Annotated in this window: 16 protein-coding genes; 13 read left to right on the top strand and 3 right to left on the bottom strand. The window is 69.0% G+C overall.

Going from position 1 to position 17147, the window contains the following annotated elements:
• The first annotated feature begins 53 nt into the window (after positions 1 to 53).
• From secD to ACG00Y_RS22990, 3 genes are read left to right on the top strand one after another with little or no spacing between them, the layout of a single operon-like run.
• Entirely contained in the window at positions 54 to 1955 is a 1902-nt protein-coding gene (gene secD / locus ACG00Y_RS23000) for a protein translocase subunit SecD (protein ID WP_394482951.1), read from the top strand.
• A 9-nt stretch (positions 1956 to 1964) separates the two neighbouring features.
• Positions 1965 to 2999 (top strand): protein translocase subunit SecF, encoded by a 1035-nt coding sequence (secF, locus tag ACG00Y_RS22995; RefSeq protein WP_394482949.1) that lies wholly within the window; start codon positions 1965 to 1967, stop codon positions 2997 to 2999.
• Between the two features lie 48 nt (positions 3000 to 3047).
• Entirely contained in the window at positions 3048 to 5513 is a 2466-nt protein-coding gene (locus tag ACG00Y_RS22990; RefSeq protein WP_394482947.1) for a DUF1631 family protein, read from the top strand.
• A gap of 42 nt (positions 5514 to 5555) precedes the next feature.
• Here ACG00Y_RS22990 and ACG00Y_RS22985 read toward each other — a convergent pair whose 3' ends face one another.
• The 3 genes from ACG00Y_RS22985 to ACG00Y_RS22975 all read right to left on the bottom strand — a co-directional run bounded on the left by ACG00Y_RS22985 (position 5556) and on the right by ACG00Y_RS22975 (position 8373).
• Positions 5556 to 6008 (bottom strand): Smg family protein, encoded by a 453-nt coding sequence (locus ACG00Y_RS22985; protein WP_394482945.1) that lies wholly within the window; start codon positions 6006 to 6008, stop codon positions 5556 to 5558.
• Positions 6009 to 6121: 113 nt separating this feature from the next.
• Positions 6122 to 7216 (bottom strand): DNA-processing protein DprA, encoded by a 1095-nt coding sequence (gene dprA, locus ACG00Y_RS22980; protein WP_394482944.1) that lies wholly within the window; start codon positions 7214 to 7216, stop codon positions 6122 to 6124.
• On the bottom strand, positions 7216 to 8373 hold the full coding sequence (locus ACG00Y_RS22975) for a LysM peptidoglycan-binding domain-containing protein (protein ID WP_394482942.1): 1158 nt from the start codon (positions 8371 to 8373) through the stop codon (positions 7216 to 7218). Before ACG00Y_RS22975 ends, dprA begins: the two co-directional genes overlap by 1 nt.
• A 116-nt stretch (positions 8374 to 8489) precedes the next feature.
• Here ACG00Y_RS22975 and def point away from each other — a divergent pair, with 116 nt between their 5' ends.
• The 10 genes from def (at position 8490) to ACG00Y_RS22925 (ending at position 17075) form a co-directional block, all read left to right on the top strand.
• Positions 8490 to 9026: a peptide deformylase gene (def, locus tag ACG00Y_RS22970; RefSeq protein ID WP_394482940.1), complete on the top strand. Its 537-nt coding sequence runs from the start codon at positions 8490 to 8492 to the stop codon at positions 9024 to 9026.
• Positions 9026 to 9958 (top strand): methionyl-tRNA formyltransferase, encoded by a 933-nt coding sequence (gene fmt, locus ACG00Y_RS22965; RefSeq protein ID WP_394482938.1) that lies wholly within the window; start codon positions 9026 to 9028, stop codon positions 9956 to 9958. The genes def and fmt overlap by 1 nt, the downstream gene beginning before the upstream one ends.
• Positions 9959 to 10015: 57 nt before the next feature.
• Positions 10016 to 10861 carry a zinc metalloprotease HtpX gene (gene htpX, locus ACG00Y_RS22960; RefSeq protein ID WP_394482936.1) on the top strand — a complete coding sequence of 282 codons (846 nt, stop codon included), beginning with the start codon at positions 10016 to 10018 and terminating at the stop codon, positions 10859 to 10861.
• A gap of 36 nt (positions 10862 to 10897) precedes the next feature.
• Positions 10898 to 11272, top strand: coding sequence for a hypothetical protein (locus tag ACG00Y_RS22955; protein ID WP_394482935.1), 375 nt, complete (start codon positions 10898 to 10900; stop codon positions 11270 to 11272).
• Between the two features lie 116 nt (positions 11273 to 11388).
• Positions 11389 to 12141 (top strand): head GIN domain-containing protein, encoded by a 753-nt coding sequence (locus tag ACG00Y_RS22950; protein WP_394482933.1) that lies wholly within the window; start codon positions 11389 to 11391, stop codon positions 12139 to 12141.
• A 25-nt stretch (positions 12142 to 12166) separates the two neighbouring features.
• On the top strand, positions 12167 to 12883 hold the full coding sequence (locus ACG00Y_RS22945) for an AzlC family ABC transporter permease (protein ID WP_394482931.1): 717 nt from the start codon (positions 12167 to 12169) through the stop codon (positions 12881 to 12883).
• Positions 12880 to 13209 (top strand): AzlD domain-containing protein, encoded by a 330-nt coding sequence (locus ACG00Y_RS22940; RefSeq protein WP_394482929.1) that lies wholly within the window; start codon positions 12880 to 12882, stop codon positions 13207 to 13209. The genes ACG00Y_RS22945 and ACG00Y_RS22940 overlap by 4 nt, the downstream gene beginning before the upstream one ends.
• A gap of 61 nt (positions 13210 to 13270) precedes the next feature.
• On the top strand, positions 13271 to 14464 hold the full coding sequence (locus ACG00Y_RS22935; RefSeq protein ID WP_394482927.1) for a phosphoglycerate kinase: 1194 nt from the start codon (positions 13271 to 13273) through the stop codon (positions 14462 to 14464).
• 93 nt (positions 14465 to 14557) lie between these two features.
• The gene (locus tag ACG00Y_RS22930) at positions 14558 to 15697 is read left to right on the top strand and encodes a Fic family protein (RefSeq protein ID WP_394482925.1); all 1140 of its coding nucleotides are present in this window, start codon (positions 14558 to 14560) and stop codon (positions 15695 to 15697) included.
• 124 nt (positions 15698 to 15821) lie between these two features.
• The gene (locus ACG00Y_RS22925; protein ID WP_394482923.1) at positions 15822 to 17075 is read left to right on the top strand and encodes a GGDEF domain-containing protein; all 1254 of its coding nucleotides are present in this window, start codon (positions 15822 to 15824) and stop codon (positions 17073 to 17075) included.
• The last annotated feature ends 72 nt before the right edge of the window (positions 17076 to 17147 follow it).

Here is a 17147-nt window from a genome sequence, read left to right as displayed (position 1 = left end):
CGTCGGCGCTGGGCGCTGACCACGCCGTTCAGGCGCGTACTAGGAAGTCTCGAATGAACCGCTATCCGCTCTGGAAGTACGCGATCCTGCTCGTCGCGCTACTGATCGGCACTCTCTATACGCTGCCCAACCTGTTCGGCGAGGCGCCCGCGGTGCAGGTGTCGTCGTCCAAGGTCACCGTCAAGGTCGATCCGGCGCTGCAGTCCCGCATCGAGGCAGCGCTGCAGCAGGCCGGCGTCAAGCCGGATTACGTCCAGTTCGACGGCACCTCCATCAAGGCCCGTTTCGGCGACACGGACACCCAGCTCAAGGCCAAGGACGTCATCGGCAAGGCGCTGAACCCCGACCCGGCCGACCCAACCTACATCGTCGCGCTGAACCTGCTGTCACGCTCGCCGGCCTGGCTGACCGCGCTGCACGCCAACCCGATGTACCTGGGCCTGGACCTGCGCGGCGGCGTGCACTTCCTGATGCAGGTCGACATGAAGGCGGCGCTGACCAAGAAGGCCGAGGGGCTGACCAGCGACGTGCGGCTGATGCTGCGCGAGAAGAACATCCGCCATGCCGGCATCAGCCGCGACGGCAACACCGTGCTGGTGGCCTTCCGTGACGCCGAGCAGCGCACCGCGGCCACCGAGCTGCTGAAGACCCAGTTGCCCGACGTCACCTGGGCGCCCCAGGGCGAGGGCGCCGAGTTGCGCCTGGCCGGCAGCCTGTCGCCGCAGGCCCAGGTAGCCGTGCAGGACGCGGCACTCAAGCAGAACATCACGACGCTGCACAACCGCGTCAACGAGCTGGGCGTGGCCGAGCCGGTCATCCAGCAGCAGGGCCTGGACCGCGTCGTCGTGCAGCTGCCCGGCGTGCAGGACACCGCCAAGGCCAAGGACATCATCGGCCGCACTGCCACGCTGGAACTGCGCATGGTGGACGACGGCGTCGAGGCGCAGGCCGCGCTGGCCGGCACCGGCCCCGTGCCCTTCGGCACCGAGCGCTTCATCGACCGCGGCTTCGGCCCCATCATCGTCAAGCGCCAGGTCATCTTGACCGGCGACAGCCTGAACGACGCCCAGCCCGGCTTCGACGAGAACCAGCAGCCCGCCGTGCACCTGACCGTGGACGCCAAGGGCGCGCGGATCATGAAGGAGACCTCGCGCGAGAACGTCGGCAAGCGCATGGCCATCCTGATCTTCGAGAAGGGCAAGGGCGAGGTCGTCACGGCCCCCAAGATCAACAGCGAGCTGGGCAACCGCTTCCAGATCTCCGGCGCCATGACCACGCAGGAAGCCGCCGACACGGCGCTGCTGCTGCGCGCCGGCTCGCTGGCCGCGCCGATGGAGATCATCGAGGAGCGCACCATCGGCCCCAGCCTGGGCAAGGAGAACATCGAGAAGGGCATCGCCAGCGTCACCTGGGGCTTCGTCGCCGTGGCCGTGTTCATGTGCGCCTACTACCTGCTGTTCGGCGTGTTCTCGTCGCTGGCACTGGGCTTCAACCTGCTGCTGCTGGTCGCTGCGCTGTCGCTGATGCAGGCCACGCTGAGCCTGCCGGGCATTGCGGCCATCGCGCTGGTGCTGGGCATGGCCATCGACTCCAACGTGCTGATCAACGAGCGCGTGCGCGAGGAGTTGCGCGCCGGCGTGTCGCCGCAGCAGGCCATCCACCTCGGCTACGAACGCGCCTGGGCCACCATCTTCGACTCCAACGTGACGACGCTGATCGCCGGTGTTGCGCTGCTGGTGTTCGGCTCCGGTCCCATCAAGGGCTTTGCCGTTGTGCACTGCCTGGGCATCCTGACCTCGATGTTCTCGTCCGTCGTGTTCTCACGCGGCTTGGTGAACCTCTGGTACGGCCGCAAGAAGAAGCTCAAGAGCGTGTCCATCGGCCAGATCTGGAAGCCGGATGCGGCCCCCGCCGCAGGGACGACCGAAGCGACCGACGTGGCCGCCAAGGCTTAAGGATTCAACATGGAACTCTTCCGCATCAAGCGCGACCTGCCGTTGATGAAGCATGCGTTGATCTTCAACGTCATCTCCTTCCTCACCTTCGCCGCCGCCGTGTTCTTCCTGGTCACGCGCGGCCTGCATTTCTCCATCGAATTCACCGGCGGCACCGTCATGGAGGTCGCCTATCCGCAGGCGGCCGAGATCGAGAAAACCCGCCTCGTCATCGAGAAGATGGGCTACGGCGAAGTCCAGGTGCAGAACTTCGGCTCCTCGCGCGACGTGATGATCCGCCTGCCGGTGCGCGAGGGCGAGAAGCAGACCGAGGTCGTCGACAAGGTCTTCGGCGAGCTGTGCAAAGCCGAGACCGGCACCATCACGCACCACAACCAGATCACGCCGCAGGGCGAGCAGGTCGACAAGCAGGTCTGCGCTAAAGCCGATGGCGCGGAGCCCATCAAACTGTCGCGCTCCGAGGTCGTCGGCCCGGCTGTTGGTGACGAGCTGGCGAAGGACGCCGCCGCAGCGCTGGGCGTGACGATCATCGGCATCATGATCTACCTGGCCATTCGCTTCGAGTGGAAGTTCGCGGTCGCCGGCATCATCGCCAACCTGCACGACGTGGTCATCATCCTGGGCTTCTTCGCCTACTTCCAGTGGGAGTTCTCGCTGGCGGTGCTGGCGGCCATCCTGGCGGTGCTGGGCTACTCGGTGAACGAGTCGGTCGTCATCTTCGACCGGGTGCGCGAGGCCTTCCGCAAGTTCCGCAAGATGAACACGCACGAGGTCATCGACCACGCGATCACGTCGACGATGAGCCGCACCATCATCACCCACGGCTCCACGCAGCTGATGGTGGTGTCCATGCTGCTGTTCGGCGGCCCGACGCTGCATTACTTCGCGGTTGCGCTGACCATCGGCATCCTGTTCGGCATCTACTCCTCGGTGTTTGTCGCGGCGGCCATCGCGATGTGGCTGGGCGTGAAACGCGAAGATCTCGTCAAGACAACCGTCAACCGCGACGACCCTAACGACCCGAATGCCGGAGCCGTCGTGTAGAGTGACTGCGACCCCCCACTCTCGACGCGCAGCCGCCCTTTCTTGCCCATGACCGCCGCTCGAAACCAGGCCCTGGCGACCCAGGCGCGGCGCGTCTATCTCGAGGCTCTGGTACGCGGCATGACGCCGCTGGTCGCGGCCATCGGCCAGGGCGCCGGCCAGCTGCTGTCGCAGGGTGCGGCGCACGCCGTCATGATGGCGCGGCGCGACGCGGTGCAGGCCTGGCAGAAGTTCGGCCCCAGCTGGCAGCTGGCCGTCGTCGGCGCGCTGCGCCACGCGGCCGTGCACGGCGTCTCCGACGGCGGCCGCGAGCATGAGACGACCGCGTCGACCGGCTCGCAGAAGATGAGCCTGGTCGACGACTCGACCATCGAGCGCGAGATCACCAGCTCGCGCCTGGCGCTGGTCATGATGGACCGCGCCACGTGGGAGTTCACCGACCTGCGCACGCGCATGCAGGCGCTCGAATCCCACGACGACCTGGAGCCGCTGGACCTGCTGCGTGCCCACGTCGTCGCCCGCCTCGCGCTGGACGCCTGGACCCGTGTGGGCCTCAGCACCGAGGTCTGGCTGCTGCTGCACCACGAGCTGCACGAGGAGTTCGCGCAGCTCATCAGCGAGGCCTACCACGAGACCAACCGCTGGCTGATCGCGCAGAAGGTGCTGCCCGAGGTTGACCTGCGGCCCTTCATCCGTCGCACGGCCCAGGCCGCCAAGGAGGCCGCCGCTGCGGCCGGCGGCCCGCCCGCAACGCCCGCGCCGCCCGCGCCGCCGCCGGTTGCGCCCACCTCCGGGCTGGCACCGCTGACCGTGCCTTCCGGCAGTGGCGAGTTGCCGCGCAGCCGGGCCAGTTCGCAGGCCGACGAGGTCATGGCCCAGCTGCAGCGCGTGCTGGCCCGCCATGTGCCCGGCTTCCCGGTCACCAAGAGCCAGATCCCGGCCCGGCCCGGCGCCGGCAAGCCCAGCCTCGCGGGCTTCGGCGCGAGCCCGGCCGGCGGCGCTGCGGCGAGCCCCGTGGCCGATGGCGGCGGCGGCAGTGCGCGGCCCGCGCTGGCCGATGCACCGCCGGTGTCGACGGCCGCATCGCCGCGCCTGGCCGGCGCCATCAAGCATGCGCAGGAGTCATTCCAGCGCCGCCCGGCGGCTCCCGGCGGTGCCGCCGCCGAGAGCTCCGGCCAGAGCGCGCCGCGCCAGCTCGAGGAGATCGGCGCCCGCAACCAGGCCTTCAAACAGGTCCTGAAGCAGGCCGCCAGCACGCCGGCCGAACGCGCCACCATCGAGATCGTCGCGATGATGTTCCAGAGCATCCTGACCGAGGAGCGCATCCCGGCCACGGTGCGGGTCTGGTTCGCGCGGCTGCAGATGCCGGTGCTGCGGGTGGCCGTCAGCGAGCCCGACTTCTTCGCCGCCGCCGACCACCCGGCGCGCCGCCTCATCGACCGCATGGGCGCCTGCGTGATGGGCTTCAACGCCGCCCAGGCCACCGGCCCGGGCGCCGAGCGCGCCAGCAACGATGCGCTGGAACGCGAGATCAAGCGCGTCGTGCAGGTCGTCGAGGCCTACCCGGACACGGGCCGGCGCGTGTTCTCCACCGTGCTGACCGAGTTCGAGAAGTTCCTCGACCACTATTTCGAGAACGAGAACCAGGCCTCCAGGCGCGGCGTCTCGCTGGCCCAGCAGGTCGAGCAGCGCGAGACGCTGGCCATCCAGTACACCATCGAGCTGCGCAAGATGCTGTCCGAGGTGCCGGTGCAGGACGGCGTGCGCGACTTCCTGTTCCACGTCTGGGCCGATGTGCTGGCCGTCACCGCCGTGCGCGCCGGCGCCCAGGCCGATGTCACCAAGGCCATGAAGCGCGCCGCCGCCGACCTGATCTGGTCGGCCAGCGCCAAGTCCTCCCGCGAGGACCGTGCCGACGTCATCCGCCGCCTGCCGCCGCTGCTGAAGATGCTGCGCGACGGCATGAGCCATGCCGGCCTGCCGCTGGACAAGCAGGATGACCATGTGCGCCAGCTCAACAACGCGCTGGCCGCTGCCTTCACGGCCAAGACGGCCGCCATCCCGCGCGAGCGCCTGGACGAGCTGATGGACCAGCTCGAAACGCTGGAGGCCATGCTGCCCGAGGACGTCGACGGCGACACCCACGTCGACGAGATGCTGGTGCGCGACCTGTCCGGCCACGAGTCCGACGGCATGGAGGTCGTGGCCGAAGGCGGCTCGGCGCCGACGCCGGCCATGGTCGCCTGGGCTCGCGAGCTGCAGGTGGGCGGCTGGTTCATGCTCGACTACCGCGGCCGCAACGAGCAGGTGCAGCTGGCCTGGCGCGGCCTGCGCAAGCAGCTGGCGCTGTTCGTTACGCCCAAAGGCCGTGGCGTGCTGTTCTCGCTGAACCGCATGGCCGCCTTCCTGCAGGCTGGCCTGCTGCTGCCGGCCCAGGACGAGGCGCTGACCGTGCAGGCCACGCGCAAGGCGCTGGCCAAGCTGGATGCGGACCCCGATCAACTGCTGAAATGACAAACGGCGCCCCTGGCGCCGTTTTGCTGTCGGGAAGACCGATCAGTGAATCAGCCGGTCTTCTGGCGCGACGAACAGTTCATCCAGGATGAGCGCATCCGGCTCCTCGCCGAGGCTCCAGAACACCATCAGCACGATGATCTTCAGGTCTTCCAGGTCCATCGGGCTGCCGGGGATGGCCATGGCGCGGTCGATGACCATCTCGCGCATCGGCCCGGGCAGTACGCCGGCAGATTCCAGGAAGCTGATGAAGCCGACGGAGGTCTCGCCCAGGTGATCGGTCTCACCCGGGGAGTAAACGCGCATGGCGCTCACGCTCTGCTGGCCGTGGAAGGCCTCGCCGGCAGCGGACAGACCTTCCAGCCAGTTCAGCGCTTCCTGGATTTCGTCGTCCTCGAAGCCCACCGCCGTAAGCTTGCGCGTCAGCTGCGCATGGTCGGGGCAGGCGTCCGGGCGCCAATACGTCTCGTAGAGATAGACCAGGACATCGAACATTGTGAGGGGATGATAGCCCAGCGTTTTGGCCGGCCCGGCCGCGAATAACCCCCCGGATGGGCCGTTGATGCGGGCAGTGCCGGCAGCGGAAACTGCTGGCCCGCAGCCGCCGCTCAGCCCTGCCGGCGGCGCTGGAAGAGCTGGCCCGCCAGGCGCGCGATGCGGCCGTCCAGCTCCAGCTCCAGCAGCGCCACGCTCAGCTCGGCCGCCGGCCAGCCGCAGCGGGCCATCAGCGCGTCCAGGCTGACCGGGTCGAAGCCCATTGCTTCCAGCAGCGCCTGCTGTTCGTGCGGCGTTTCGGTAGCCTCAGGCACCGCAGCGAAGAAACCGCCCAGCGGCGGGAGTTCTTCCAGCACGTCCTCGGCGGACTCGACCAGCTTGGCCCCCTGGCGTATCAGCGCATGGCAGCCGCGCGCCTGCGGCGAGTGGATGGAGCCGGGGATGGCGAACACTTCGCGGCCGGTCTCCACGGCCAGCCGGGCGGTGATCAGCGAACCCGACTGCACCGCCGCCTCGACCACCAGGCAGCCCTGGCTGAGGCCGGCGATGACGCGGTTGCGGCGCGGGAAGTTGGCCTGCGTGATCGGCGTGCCCAGCGAGAACTCGCTGACGATGAGTCCACCGGCGGCCAGCAGCCGGGCGGCGAGCTTTTCGTTCCTGCGCGGGTAGACCTGGTCCAGCCCGGTGCCGACGACGGCGATGGTCGCGCCCTCGGCGTCCAGCGCGCCTTCGTGGGCGGCGGCGTCCACGCCCAGCGCCAGGCCCGAGATGATGGTGTAGCCGGCCCGGGCCAGTGCGCGGGCGAAGGCGCGGGCGTTGTCGCCGCCCTGGGCGGTTGGGTTGCGGCTGCCGACGATGGCCAGCGACGGCGTGCCCAGCAGGTCGCGCCGGCCTTGCAGCCACAGCAGCAGCGGCGGGTCAGCGGTCGCGAGCAGGCGGGGCGGGTAGTCGGCGTCGCCCAGCACCATCAGGTCATGGCCCGGCTCGGCCCGCCAGGCCTCGGCCTTGGCGATCAGGTCGGCAAGGTGCTCCGGCGGCTGGTTGAAGGCCTCGCGCTGCTTGGGCGGCAAGGCCTGGTCCAGCGCGGCGGCGGGCAGCTCGAACACCGCCCGCGGGCTGCCCGCCATCGCCAGCAGCCGTCGCGCGGCGCCCGGGCCGACGCTTTCGGTCAGCCGCAGCCAAGCGGCCAGCTCGGCCGGCGAAAGCATCAGGGTTGCGTAAAGCGGTCGCCGCGCTTGACCGGCTCGTTCACCGAGATGATCAGCGCGTACGACACGCGCTCGTAGACCTCGAAGACGAACAGGATGCCGTGGCGCTCGTCCGGCAGCTTGATCGCCTGGGGCCGGTCTTGCGTCTTGTCGATGACGGCCTCGCCGTCGCGCCACAGTGCGAAGACATGACCGCGTTCGATGCCGTCGCGCTTGCCGCGGTTCAGCGCCACGATCTGGTTCTGGCCGGCGTTCAGCGCCTCGCCGTAGATGGCTGCGATCTGACCCGCGACGGGTCGGTCGGGCGCATGCGGCACGTAGCGCTCCAGGTTGCGCTGCGGTGCCGGCGCGAGGCGGTCGCCGATGCCGACTTCCTGCCTGACGTGGCCGATCCGCAGCGTCGCCGGGACGATTTCTGTCTTGCCGTCGGCGCCGCGGCGGTCCTCGGCCGGGCGGATCAGGTCGGCCGTGCCGACGTAGGGCGCCTCGTAGCCGAGGATCTCGTTGGTGGTCGGGTCACGCAGCACGCGGGTCGTGCGGAATATGCGGAAATCCGTCGCGCCGCCAAAATCGCCGCGGGCGTAGGCTAGGTCGCCCTTGCCGACCAGCACATGGCCTTCCTGCGTCGCCACGACACGTGGCGCGGTGGCCAGCACGTCGGTGTCGAAGACGACGGCGTCGGTCAGGAAGGGCTGGATCAGATGCAGCGGGATGGACGGAATGGGGCTGCCGTCCATGCCCGAGATGCGCATCTGCGGGCGCAGCTTGAGCGTGTCGCCGTCGCCGCCGACGCGCTGGCCGAACTGCAGCCGCGCGCGGCCGTCCACCTTGACGAGATGCAGGATCTGGCCCGGGTAGATCAGGTGCGGGTTGCGGACCTGGTCGCGGTTCATGCCCCACAGCTCGGGCCAGCGCCACGGGGTCTTCAGGAACAGCTTGGAGATGTCCCACAGCGTATCGCCCGGCACCACGGTGTGGCTGTCGGGCGCGTTGGGCGCCAGCTCGGACAGTGGCACGCCGGCGCTGGCGACCTGCTCGGCCACGCGGCGCTGTTCGGGGGTGATGGGCAGCGTGCTGGCTTGGGCCCATGCCGAGGTCGTCACGAGGGTCAGGCAGGCCGCAAGGACGGAAATATGGGCGGGGCGAGCAGCGAGCATCAGGCGCGGTCTCCGAAGGGATTGCCGGATCGGCGAAAATCCCGGCGATTCTGCCCGCATTCCCCGGGCCCAACCAACAACCGCTAGCGCTCGTTTGCGAGTGCTTACAAGGCGCCATGGCCCAGCTAGACATCCTCCGCTATCCCGACCCGCGTCTGCACACCGTCGCCAAGCCGGTGGCTGCCGTGGACGAGCGCATCCGCCGGCTCGTCGACGACATGCTCGAAACCATGTACGCAGCCGACGGCGTGGGCCTGGCCGCGACGCAGGTGGACGTGCACGAGCGCGTCATCGTCATCGACACCTCGCAGGACCGCGACACGCCGCGCGTGCTGATCAACCCCGAGCTGATCAAGCTCAGCGAGCGCATGGTCGACGGCGAAGAGGGCTGCCTGTCGGTGCCGCAGGTCTACGACAAGGTGCCGCGCCATGCCGAGGTCACTGTGCGGGCGACCAACCGCGACGGCGAGGTCTACGAGTTCGATGCCGACGGGCTGCTGGCCGTCTGCGTGCAGCACGAGATGGACCACCTGCAGGGCAAGGTCTTCGTCGAATACCTGAGCCCGCTCAAGCGCGACCGCATCAAGACCAAGATGATCAAGAAGACGCGCGAGGACGAGGCGGAAGCCAAGAAGCGCAACCAGAGGTTCTGATGCGCGTTGTTTTTGCAGGGACGCCGGAGTTCGCCGCCGTCGCGCTGGACGCGCTGCTGGCCGCCGGCCTCACCGTGCCGCTGGTGCTGACCCAGCCCGACCGCCCCGCCGGGCGCGGCATGAAGTTGCAGGCGTCTGCGGTGAAGCAGCGCGCCGTCGCGGCCGGCGTGCCCGTAGCGCAGCCGCAGGGGCTGAGGCTGGACGGCAAGTACGCGGTCGACGCCTGCGCAGCGCGCGAGATGCTGCTGGCGGCGGATGCCGACGTCATGGTCGTCGCTGCCTACGGCCTGATCCTGCCGCAGTGGGTGCTGGACCTGCCGCGCCGTGGCTGCCTGAACATCCATGCGTCGCTGCTGCCGCGCTGGCGCGGCGCGGCACCCATCCACCGCGCCATCGAGGCCGGTGACGCGGAGACCGGCATCACCATCATGCAGATGGACGCCGGCCTGGACACGGGCGACATGTTGCTGGTTGGCCGCGAGGCCATCCGCGCCTGCGACACGACGGCGACGTTGCACGACCGACTGGCCGAGGTGGGTGGTGCGCTCATCGTCGAGGCGCTGCAGGCGGCCAGCCTCGTGCGCACGCCGCAGCCGGCCGAGGGCGTTACCTACGCCCACAAGATCGACAAGGCCGAGAGCAGCATCGACTGGAAGCAACCCGCTGCCGTCATCGAGCGCCGTTTGCGCGCCTTCGACCCCTTCCCGGGCGGCGTCGCGATGCTGGCGGGCGAGGTGGTCAAGGTCTGGCGGGCAGAACTGGCCGAAGGCAGCGGCGCGCCGGGCGAAGTCATCGCCCCCGGGCCGGTCGTCGCCTGCGGCGAGGGCGCCTTGCGGCTCACCGAGCTGCAGCGTGCCGGCGGCAAGCGCGGCCCGGCGGCGGCCTTCTTGCAAGGCCGGCCCATCGCCGTCGGCGAGCGCTTCGACGCTTGAAAAGCCCGCGCGTGGCACCATCTGCCGCGTCATCCGTCACTGCAGGAGCAGCCTGAAATGTTCAACCTCGTGAAGACCGCCGTGCTGATGGCCGCCATCACGGCGCTGTTCATGGCCGTGGGCGCCATGATCGGCGGCCAGACCGGCATGCTGATCGCGCTGGTGGTCGCCGTCGGCATGAACTTCTACAGCTACTGGTTCTCCGACAAGCTGGTGCTGAAGATGTACAACGCCCGCGAGGTCGATGCCAGCTCGGCGCCGCAGTTCTACGGCATGGTGCGCGAGCTGGCCCAGCGGGCCAACCTGCCGATGCCCAAGGTCTACCTGATCGACGAGGCCGCGCCCAACGCCTTCGCGACCGGCCGTAATCCCGAGAACGCCGCCGTCGCCGCGACGACCGGCATCCTGCGCGTGCTGTCCGAGCGCGAGCTGCGTGGCGTGATGGCGCATGAGCTGGCGCATGTGGCGCACCGCGACATCCTGATCAGCACGGTCAGCGCGACGATGGCCGGTGCCATCTCCATGCTGGCCAACTTCGCCGCGTTCTTCGGCGGCCGCGACGAGAACGGCCGGCCGATGAACCCGATTGCCGGCATCGCCATTGCCATCCTGGCGCCGCTGGCGGCCAGCCTGATCCAGATGGCCATCAGCCGCGCGCGCGAGTTCGAGGCCGACCGCGCCGGTGCTGAGATCTCCGGCGACCCGGCGGCGCTGGCCTCGGCGCTGGACAAGATCCACCGCTACGCCCAGGGCACGCCGCTGCCGACGACGGAGGCGCACCCCGAGACGGCGCAGATGATGATCATGAACCCGCTGTCCGGCGGCGGCCTGCGCGGCCTGTTCTCCACGCATCCGGCGACCGAGGAGCGTGTGGCGCGGCTGCTCGCGATGGTCAGGCGCTGATTCAAGTTCGCCGTGGCGAGGCCGATACCTGAGCAGATGAAGCGTCTCCTTTTTGCCCTGCCCTTGCTCGCAGCCCTGTCGGCCTGCGAGCAGTTGGGCATCGAGGACCCGGTCAAGACGGCCGCCAACAAGGAGGCCGAGGGCAAGGCCATCGGCAGCGCCTGCCGGCACGCGATGCGCGCCATCGAGGACTGCTATGTGCTGAACCCGAAGGCGCAGAAGGCGGCCGTCTACACCGGTTGGCGCGAGATGGACGAGTACATGCGCGAGAACAAGCTCGAAGGCGTCACGCCCGTCGTGCCGCGACCGGGCGCCAAGCCTGCGCAGCCGGTCGAAGAGACCGAGGCCGCGCCGGCTGAGAAGCCTGCGGGGAAGGCGTCCGAGAAGACTTCCGACGCCAAGGCGCGCTGACCAGCGCACGCCAGGCGCATTTCAGGCCCGTGATCCTGCGGGCCGTCGCGCGGCGCTCGGTCAGCGCCCGCTTGCTCGGCAACATGCCGTCCATCGCAACATTGATGGAGCCCGACATGAACACCACCCGCCGCATCTTTGCCCTTGGTCTCGTCGCCGCCAGCCTGTGCGGCACCGCCCAGGCCTGGAGCTGGAACAAGGGCGAACGCGTCTCCGGCAATGGCGACATCGCCACCGAGGCCCGCGACACCGGCGCCTTCGACGGCGTCTCGCTGACGGGCGGCTTCAACGTCGTCATCCGCCAGGGGACGGGCAACAAGGTCGAGGTCAAGGCCGACCGCAACCTTCTGCCCTACATCGAGACCCGCGTCATCGACGGCAGCAAGGGCCGCACGCTGGAGATCGCGCCGAAGAAGAATACTCACCTCGCCACGTCGACCAACCCGAGCTTCGTCATCGAGATGCCGGCGCTGCGCGCGGTTTCGGTGGCCGGCTCTGGCACGGTCAAGGTCGAGGCGATGAAGACCGGCGGTGTTGACGCGGCCATCGCCGGCTCCGGCGACATCCGCTTCGCCGGCCTGGATGCCGAGCGCCTGGCAATGAAGGTCAGCGGCAGCGGTGACATCGTCGCCGCCGGCCGCGCCGGCAATGCCAGCGTGTCGATCGCCGGCAGCGGTGACGTGAAGGCTGCGGAGCTGGTTGCCGACGAGGTCAAGGTCAGCATCGCCGGCAGCGGCGACGCGCAGGTCAACGCGAGCAAGAAGTTGCATGTCTCCATCGCCGGCTCGGGCGATGTGAGGTACGCCGGCGCGCCGGAGATCACCACCTCCATCGCCGGCAGCGGCAAAGTCCGTCGTATCGAGAAGTAAATCGACTCCCGCCGACAATGGCGGCATGAGTTTTCTGAACCGGCTGCGCGCGCTTGCGGCCGACCCCGATTTCCGCAGCGGCGCGCGCGACATGGCCTCGCCCTCGCTGGGCCTGGCCGCCTGGGGCCTGGTGACCGGCGTGACGATGGTGAAGAGCGGGCTCAGCATCCCGTTGGCCATGGGTATGTCGCTGCTGGTGTTTGCCGGCAGCGCGCAGCTGACGGCGCTGCCGCTGATCGCGTCCGGCGCGCCGCTGTGGGTGCTGCTGGCCACGGCCTTCTGCGTCAACCTGCGCTTCGTCATCTTCAGTGCGCAATGGCGCAGCTACTGGGCCCACCTGCCGCGCTGGCGCCGCCTGCTGAGCGGCTATGTCTCGGCGGACCTGAACTTCGTCTACTTCGTGAAGCGCTACCCCGACGCCGTGCCGCAGCCCGGCCAGCAGCGCTACTTCTGGGGCGGTGTGGCCGTGAACTGGCCGACCTGGCAGGTCTGCTCCTTCACCGGCATCCTGCTGGCCGACCGCATCCCGACGCACTGGGGCATCGGCTTTGCCGGCGTGCTGGCGCTGCTGGGTCTGTCCTACTCGCTGCTGACCGAGAGGGTGCTGTGGTGGGTGGCCGTGACGGCGGGCGCCGTGTCCATCGCGACCTACGCGTTGCCGCTCAAGCTCAACATCTTGTGCGCCATCTTTGCTGCGGGTGCAGTGGGCTGGTGGCTGGACACGCGAAAGGCCAAGGCATGAGCGACGCGATGACCTGGGTGGCGCTGTTCGGCCTGGCCGGCATTTCCGTGCTGACGCGCAGCTTCTTCATGATCGGCGAGAAGCCCCTGCCCATCCCCGACTGGCTGCGCGAGCTGCTCAAGGTGGCGCCGCTGGCGGCACTTGTCGCCGTCGTCGCGCCCGAGATCTTCATGACGCAGGGCCAGGTCATCACGACCTGGCAGGACGCGCGCTGGCCGGCGGCCGTGGCCGCGACGCTCTACTTCTTCTGGCGCAAGGACATCCTCGGCACCATCCTCGTCGGCATGGCGGTGATGCTGCCGCTGAAATTGGGCCTCGGCTGGTAACCGCGCCGGAACGCGGGGCGGAGAGAATGCCGGCAGTTCTTCTACCCACTGCCCGCCCACCATGAACGTCATCCGCTTCTCCGACCTGATCGCCGCCGGCAAGGTGTCCGGCCAGCGCGTCTTCATCCGCGCCGACCTCAACGTGCCGCAGGACGACGCCGGCAACATCACCGAGGACACCCGCATCCGCGCGTCCATCCCGGCCATCGAAGCCGCGCTGAAGGCCGGTGCCGCCGTCATGGTCACCTCCCACTTGGGCCGTCCGACCGAGGGCGAGTTCAAGCCCGAGGATTCGCTGGCGCCGGTGGCCGCGCGCATGGGCGAGCTGATGGGCCGCGAGATCCCGGTCGTCGCGAACTGGGTCGATGGCGTCACTGTCGCGCCCGGCCAGCTCGTCATGCTGGAGAACTGCCGCCTCAACAAGGGCGAGAAGAAGAACAACGAGGAACTGGCCCGCAAGATGGCCGCCCTGTGCGACATCTTCGTCAATGACGCCTTCGGCACCGCCCACCGCGCCGAGGGCACGACCTACGGCATCGCCCAGTTCGCGCCCATCGCCTGCGCCGGCCCGCTGCTGGCGGCCGAGATTGACGCCATCACCAAGGCGCTGGCCGCGCCCAAGCGCCCGCTGGTAGCCATCGTCGCCGGCTCCAAGGTGTCAACCAAGCTGACCATCCTGAAGTCGCTGTCGGCCAATGTCGACGGCCTCATCGTCGGCGGCGGCATCGCCAACACCTTCATGCTGGCGGCAGGCCTGAAGATCGGCAAGTCGCTGGCCGAGCCCGACCTCGTCGCCGAGGCAGCCGCGGTCATCGAGTCCATGAAGGCGCGTGGCGCGGCCGTGCCCATTCCCGTGGACGTGGTCTGCGCCAAGAGCTTCTCGGCCGACGCCGTCGCCACCGTGAAGGCGGCCGATGAGGTGGCCGACGACGACCTGATCCTGGACATCGGCCCCAAGACCTCGGCCATCCTGGCCGAGCAGCTCAAGGCCGCCGGCACCATCGTCTGGAACGGCCCGGTGGGCGTGTTCGAGTTTGACGCCTTCTCGCACGGCACGGAGGCGATTGCCCGCGCCATCGCCGACAGCAGCGCCTTCAGCATCGCCGGTGGCGGCGACACGTTGGCGGCGATTGCCAAGTACGGCATCGAAAAGGATGTCGGCTACATCTCCACCGGCGGCGGCGCCTTCCTGGAAGTGCTGGAGGGCAAGACGCTGCCGGCGTTCGAGATCCTCAGCAGGCGCGCGGCCGGCTGACAAGCAAATCGCGTTGGTGATGAAATCTGACAAGAAAATAGAAAATCATTAGTATTCAAACACTTATGAATTATTTTTTCTTGTCATCTGACCGTGGATGCTGAACTTGCGGCCTTGATTTCGGCAGCTGGCGCTGCAGGTGTGGCGCCCGAAGCGCTAGCCACGCAGTTGCCGGGCATCAGCCGCTCGACGCTGAACCGGCGCCTGGCTGCGCTGCTGAAAGCAGGCGTGATCCGCAGCCAGGGCGCCGGCCGGGCGCGGCGCTACCTGTCGGCCGAGCCGTTCGGTCGGGACGACATCGACGCCTACTTCGCCACGCCGTCCCAGCAGCGCCCGCTGGTGCGCTTCAGCCCTGAATTGCTGGGGGCCGAGCCGGGCCTGCCGCTGGACAAGGCCCAGCGCTGCACGCAGGTCCAGGCGCTGGCACAGCCCATAGACGCGCGCTTCCTGGCGAGCTTCCTGATCGACCTGTCATGGGGGTCGTCGCTGCTGGAAGGCAGCACCTACTCGGCGCTCGATACGGCGGCGCTGATCCAGTACGGCCAGCGCAATGCGGCCAAGCCAACGGCGGACGCCATCCTCGTGTTGAATCACAAGCGGGCCGCCGAGCACCTCTGGCTGCACCGTGAGCTGAGCGTCGCCCAGGTCCATGCGATGCACGCGCTGCTGACCGACGACCACGGCCTGCCGGAGGTGGCCGAGTCCGACCACTTCCTGCCCGAGCCGCAGCGTGGTCGGCCGCGCGAGTTCGAAGATGTGCGCCCCGCCAACTCGGCCTACCTGCCGCCGTTCCGGCCAGGGACGGGTTTCGTCGCCGAGGCTCTGGGGCAGCTCGTCGAGCAGGCCAAGGCGCTGCACCCGGTGCAGGCCGCGCTGTACCTGATGACGCGCATTCCCTATCTGCAGGCCTACGCCAACGGCAACAAGCGCGCGTCGCGGCTGGCGGCCAATGCGCCGCTGCTGGCGGGCGGCCTGCTGCCGCTGTCGTTCGCCGATGTCGACAAGGCCGACTACATCCGCGGCATGGCCGCCTTCTACGAGCTGGGCAGCCTGCACGTCATCGAGCAGACCTTCGTGCGCGGCTATGTGCGCTCCATCATGCGCAGCAGCGAGCTGCCGGCCAGCGTGCGGGCCCGCGGGCTGGATGTCGACGCGACAGCGCAGGCGCTGGTCGACTTCATCAACACCGGGCGGCGCCCGACGCACAAGGTCGCGATGCTCTTCATCGGTTGAGCCACGCCCGCTGTCGCCCGCGCGACAGCGGCCAGGTCGTACCGGGCCGGCCATCGGCCGACTTGTTCACGGCGGCGGACCGGGGACCTGAGAGGCTGCGCTGGCTGGCCGGGACAATTCCGCCATGGTTTTGCGCTGGCTGCTTGCTCTGCTCGTCGTTCTCACCGGGCTCGGCCTCTACGCCAACGAGCACTGGATGACGCGCCGTCTAGCGCTTGACGGTCGTGGCCCGGGCCAGAACCTCCACGTGGTGGACGACAGCGGCAGCGGCGGCGCCAGCAAGGCCGAACTGCTGCAGGACGGCAGCGGCGTGGCCGCCATGCGCTGCGACATGCGCCAGGGCTACGCGTGGCCGTTCTGCGAGATGCAGATCGAGATGCGCGAGGGCGACCTCGACCTGACCCGTTTCACCCACATCCGCCTGTGGCTGCACGCCGAGGGGCCCACGGCCGACGGCAGCCCGGCGCAGGTGCGCGTCTTCCTGCGCAACTTCAATCCCGGCTATGCGCCCACCGGCGGCGTCGTGAATCTCAAGCCACATGAGATCAACTTTGCGCCGAGTGCCCAGTCCGCGCCGGTGGAGTTCCGGCTGTCGCAGTTCATGGTCAGCTCCTGGTGGGCGCAGGCGCACCCGCTGCCCGTGCCGCTGATGGGGCCGCAGCTGGACCGCATGCGGATCTTCAGCGTCATCACCGGCGGCCATGTGCCGGGGCAGCACCTGATCCGGCTGGAGCGCGTCGAGCTGATCGGCAACTGGGTCGCGCCGGAGACCTTCCGACTGGCGCTGCTGGGGCTGTGGATGGTCAGCCTGCTGGGCTATCTGAGCTGGGAGGGCTGGACGGTGCGCGGCCGGCTGCGGCGCTCGGTGACGCGCACGCTGGCGCTGGAGAAGCTGGCGCTGCGCGACCCGCTGACACAGGTGGCCAACCGCGAGGGCCTGAGCCGAGCGATGGACTTGCTGCTGCGCGCGCAGGACGAGTTGAGTTTTCCGCTGTCGGTCGTGTTCGTCGATGTCGACCACTTCAAGCGCATCAACGACGAGTACGGCCACGAGATCGGCGACCAGGTGCTGACGCTGCTGGCCCGTACCCTGCGCGCCAACCTGCCGCGCGACGACCTGTTGGCGCGCTGGGGTGGCGAGGAGTTCGTCATCGTCATGCCGCAGACGCCGGCCGAGGAGGCGGTGGCCGTGGCCGAGCGGCTGCGCAGCGTGTTTGCCCGCACCGAATGGCCCGTCAGGCTGGTGGTGACGGCGAGCTGGGGCGTGGCCGAGGCGCGCAGCCAGGCCGACCTGGACACCGCCATGCGCGAGGCCGACCAGGCCATGTATCGCGCCAAACACGCGGGCCGCGATCAGGTGATATCGGCTTCGGCATAGATCGCCAAGAAACCTGCATCGAGCGGGTCTGAAACGCGGCGTAATCTTGCGGGTTCCTCTCTGGAGACCCGC

It is taken from the genome of Pelomonas parva, assembly GCF_043555835.1.
Classification (GTDB): Bacteria; Pseudomonadota; Gammaproteobacteria; order Burkholderiales; family Burkholderiaceae_C; genus Pelomonas; species Pelomonas parva.
Note: the sequence above shows the minus strand (reverse complement) of the source record. Positions and strands in the feature narration are given on the sequence as shown.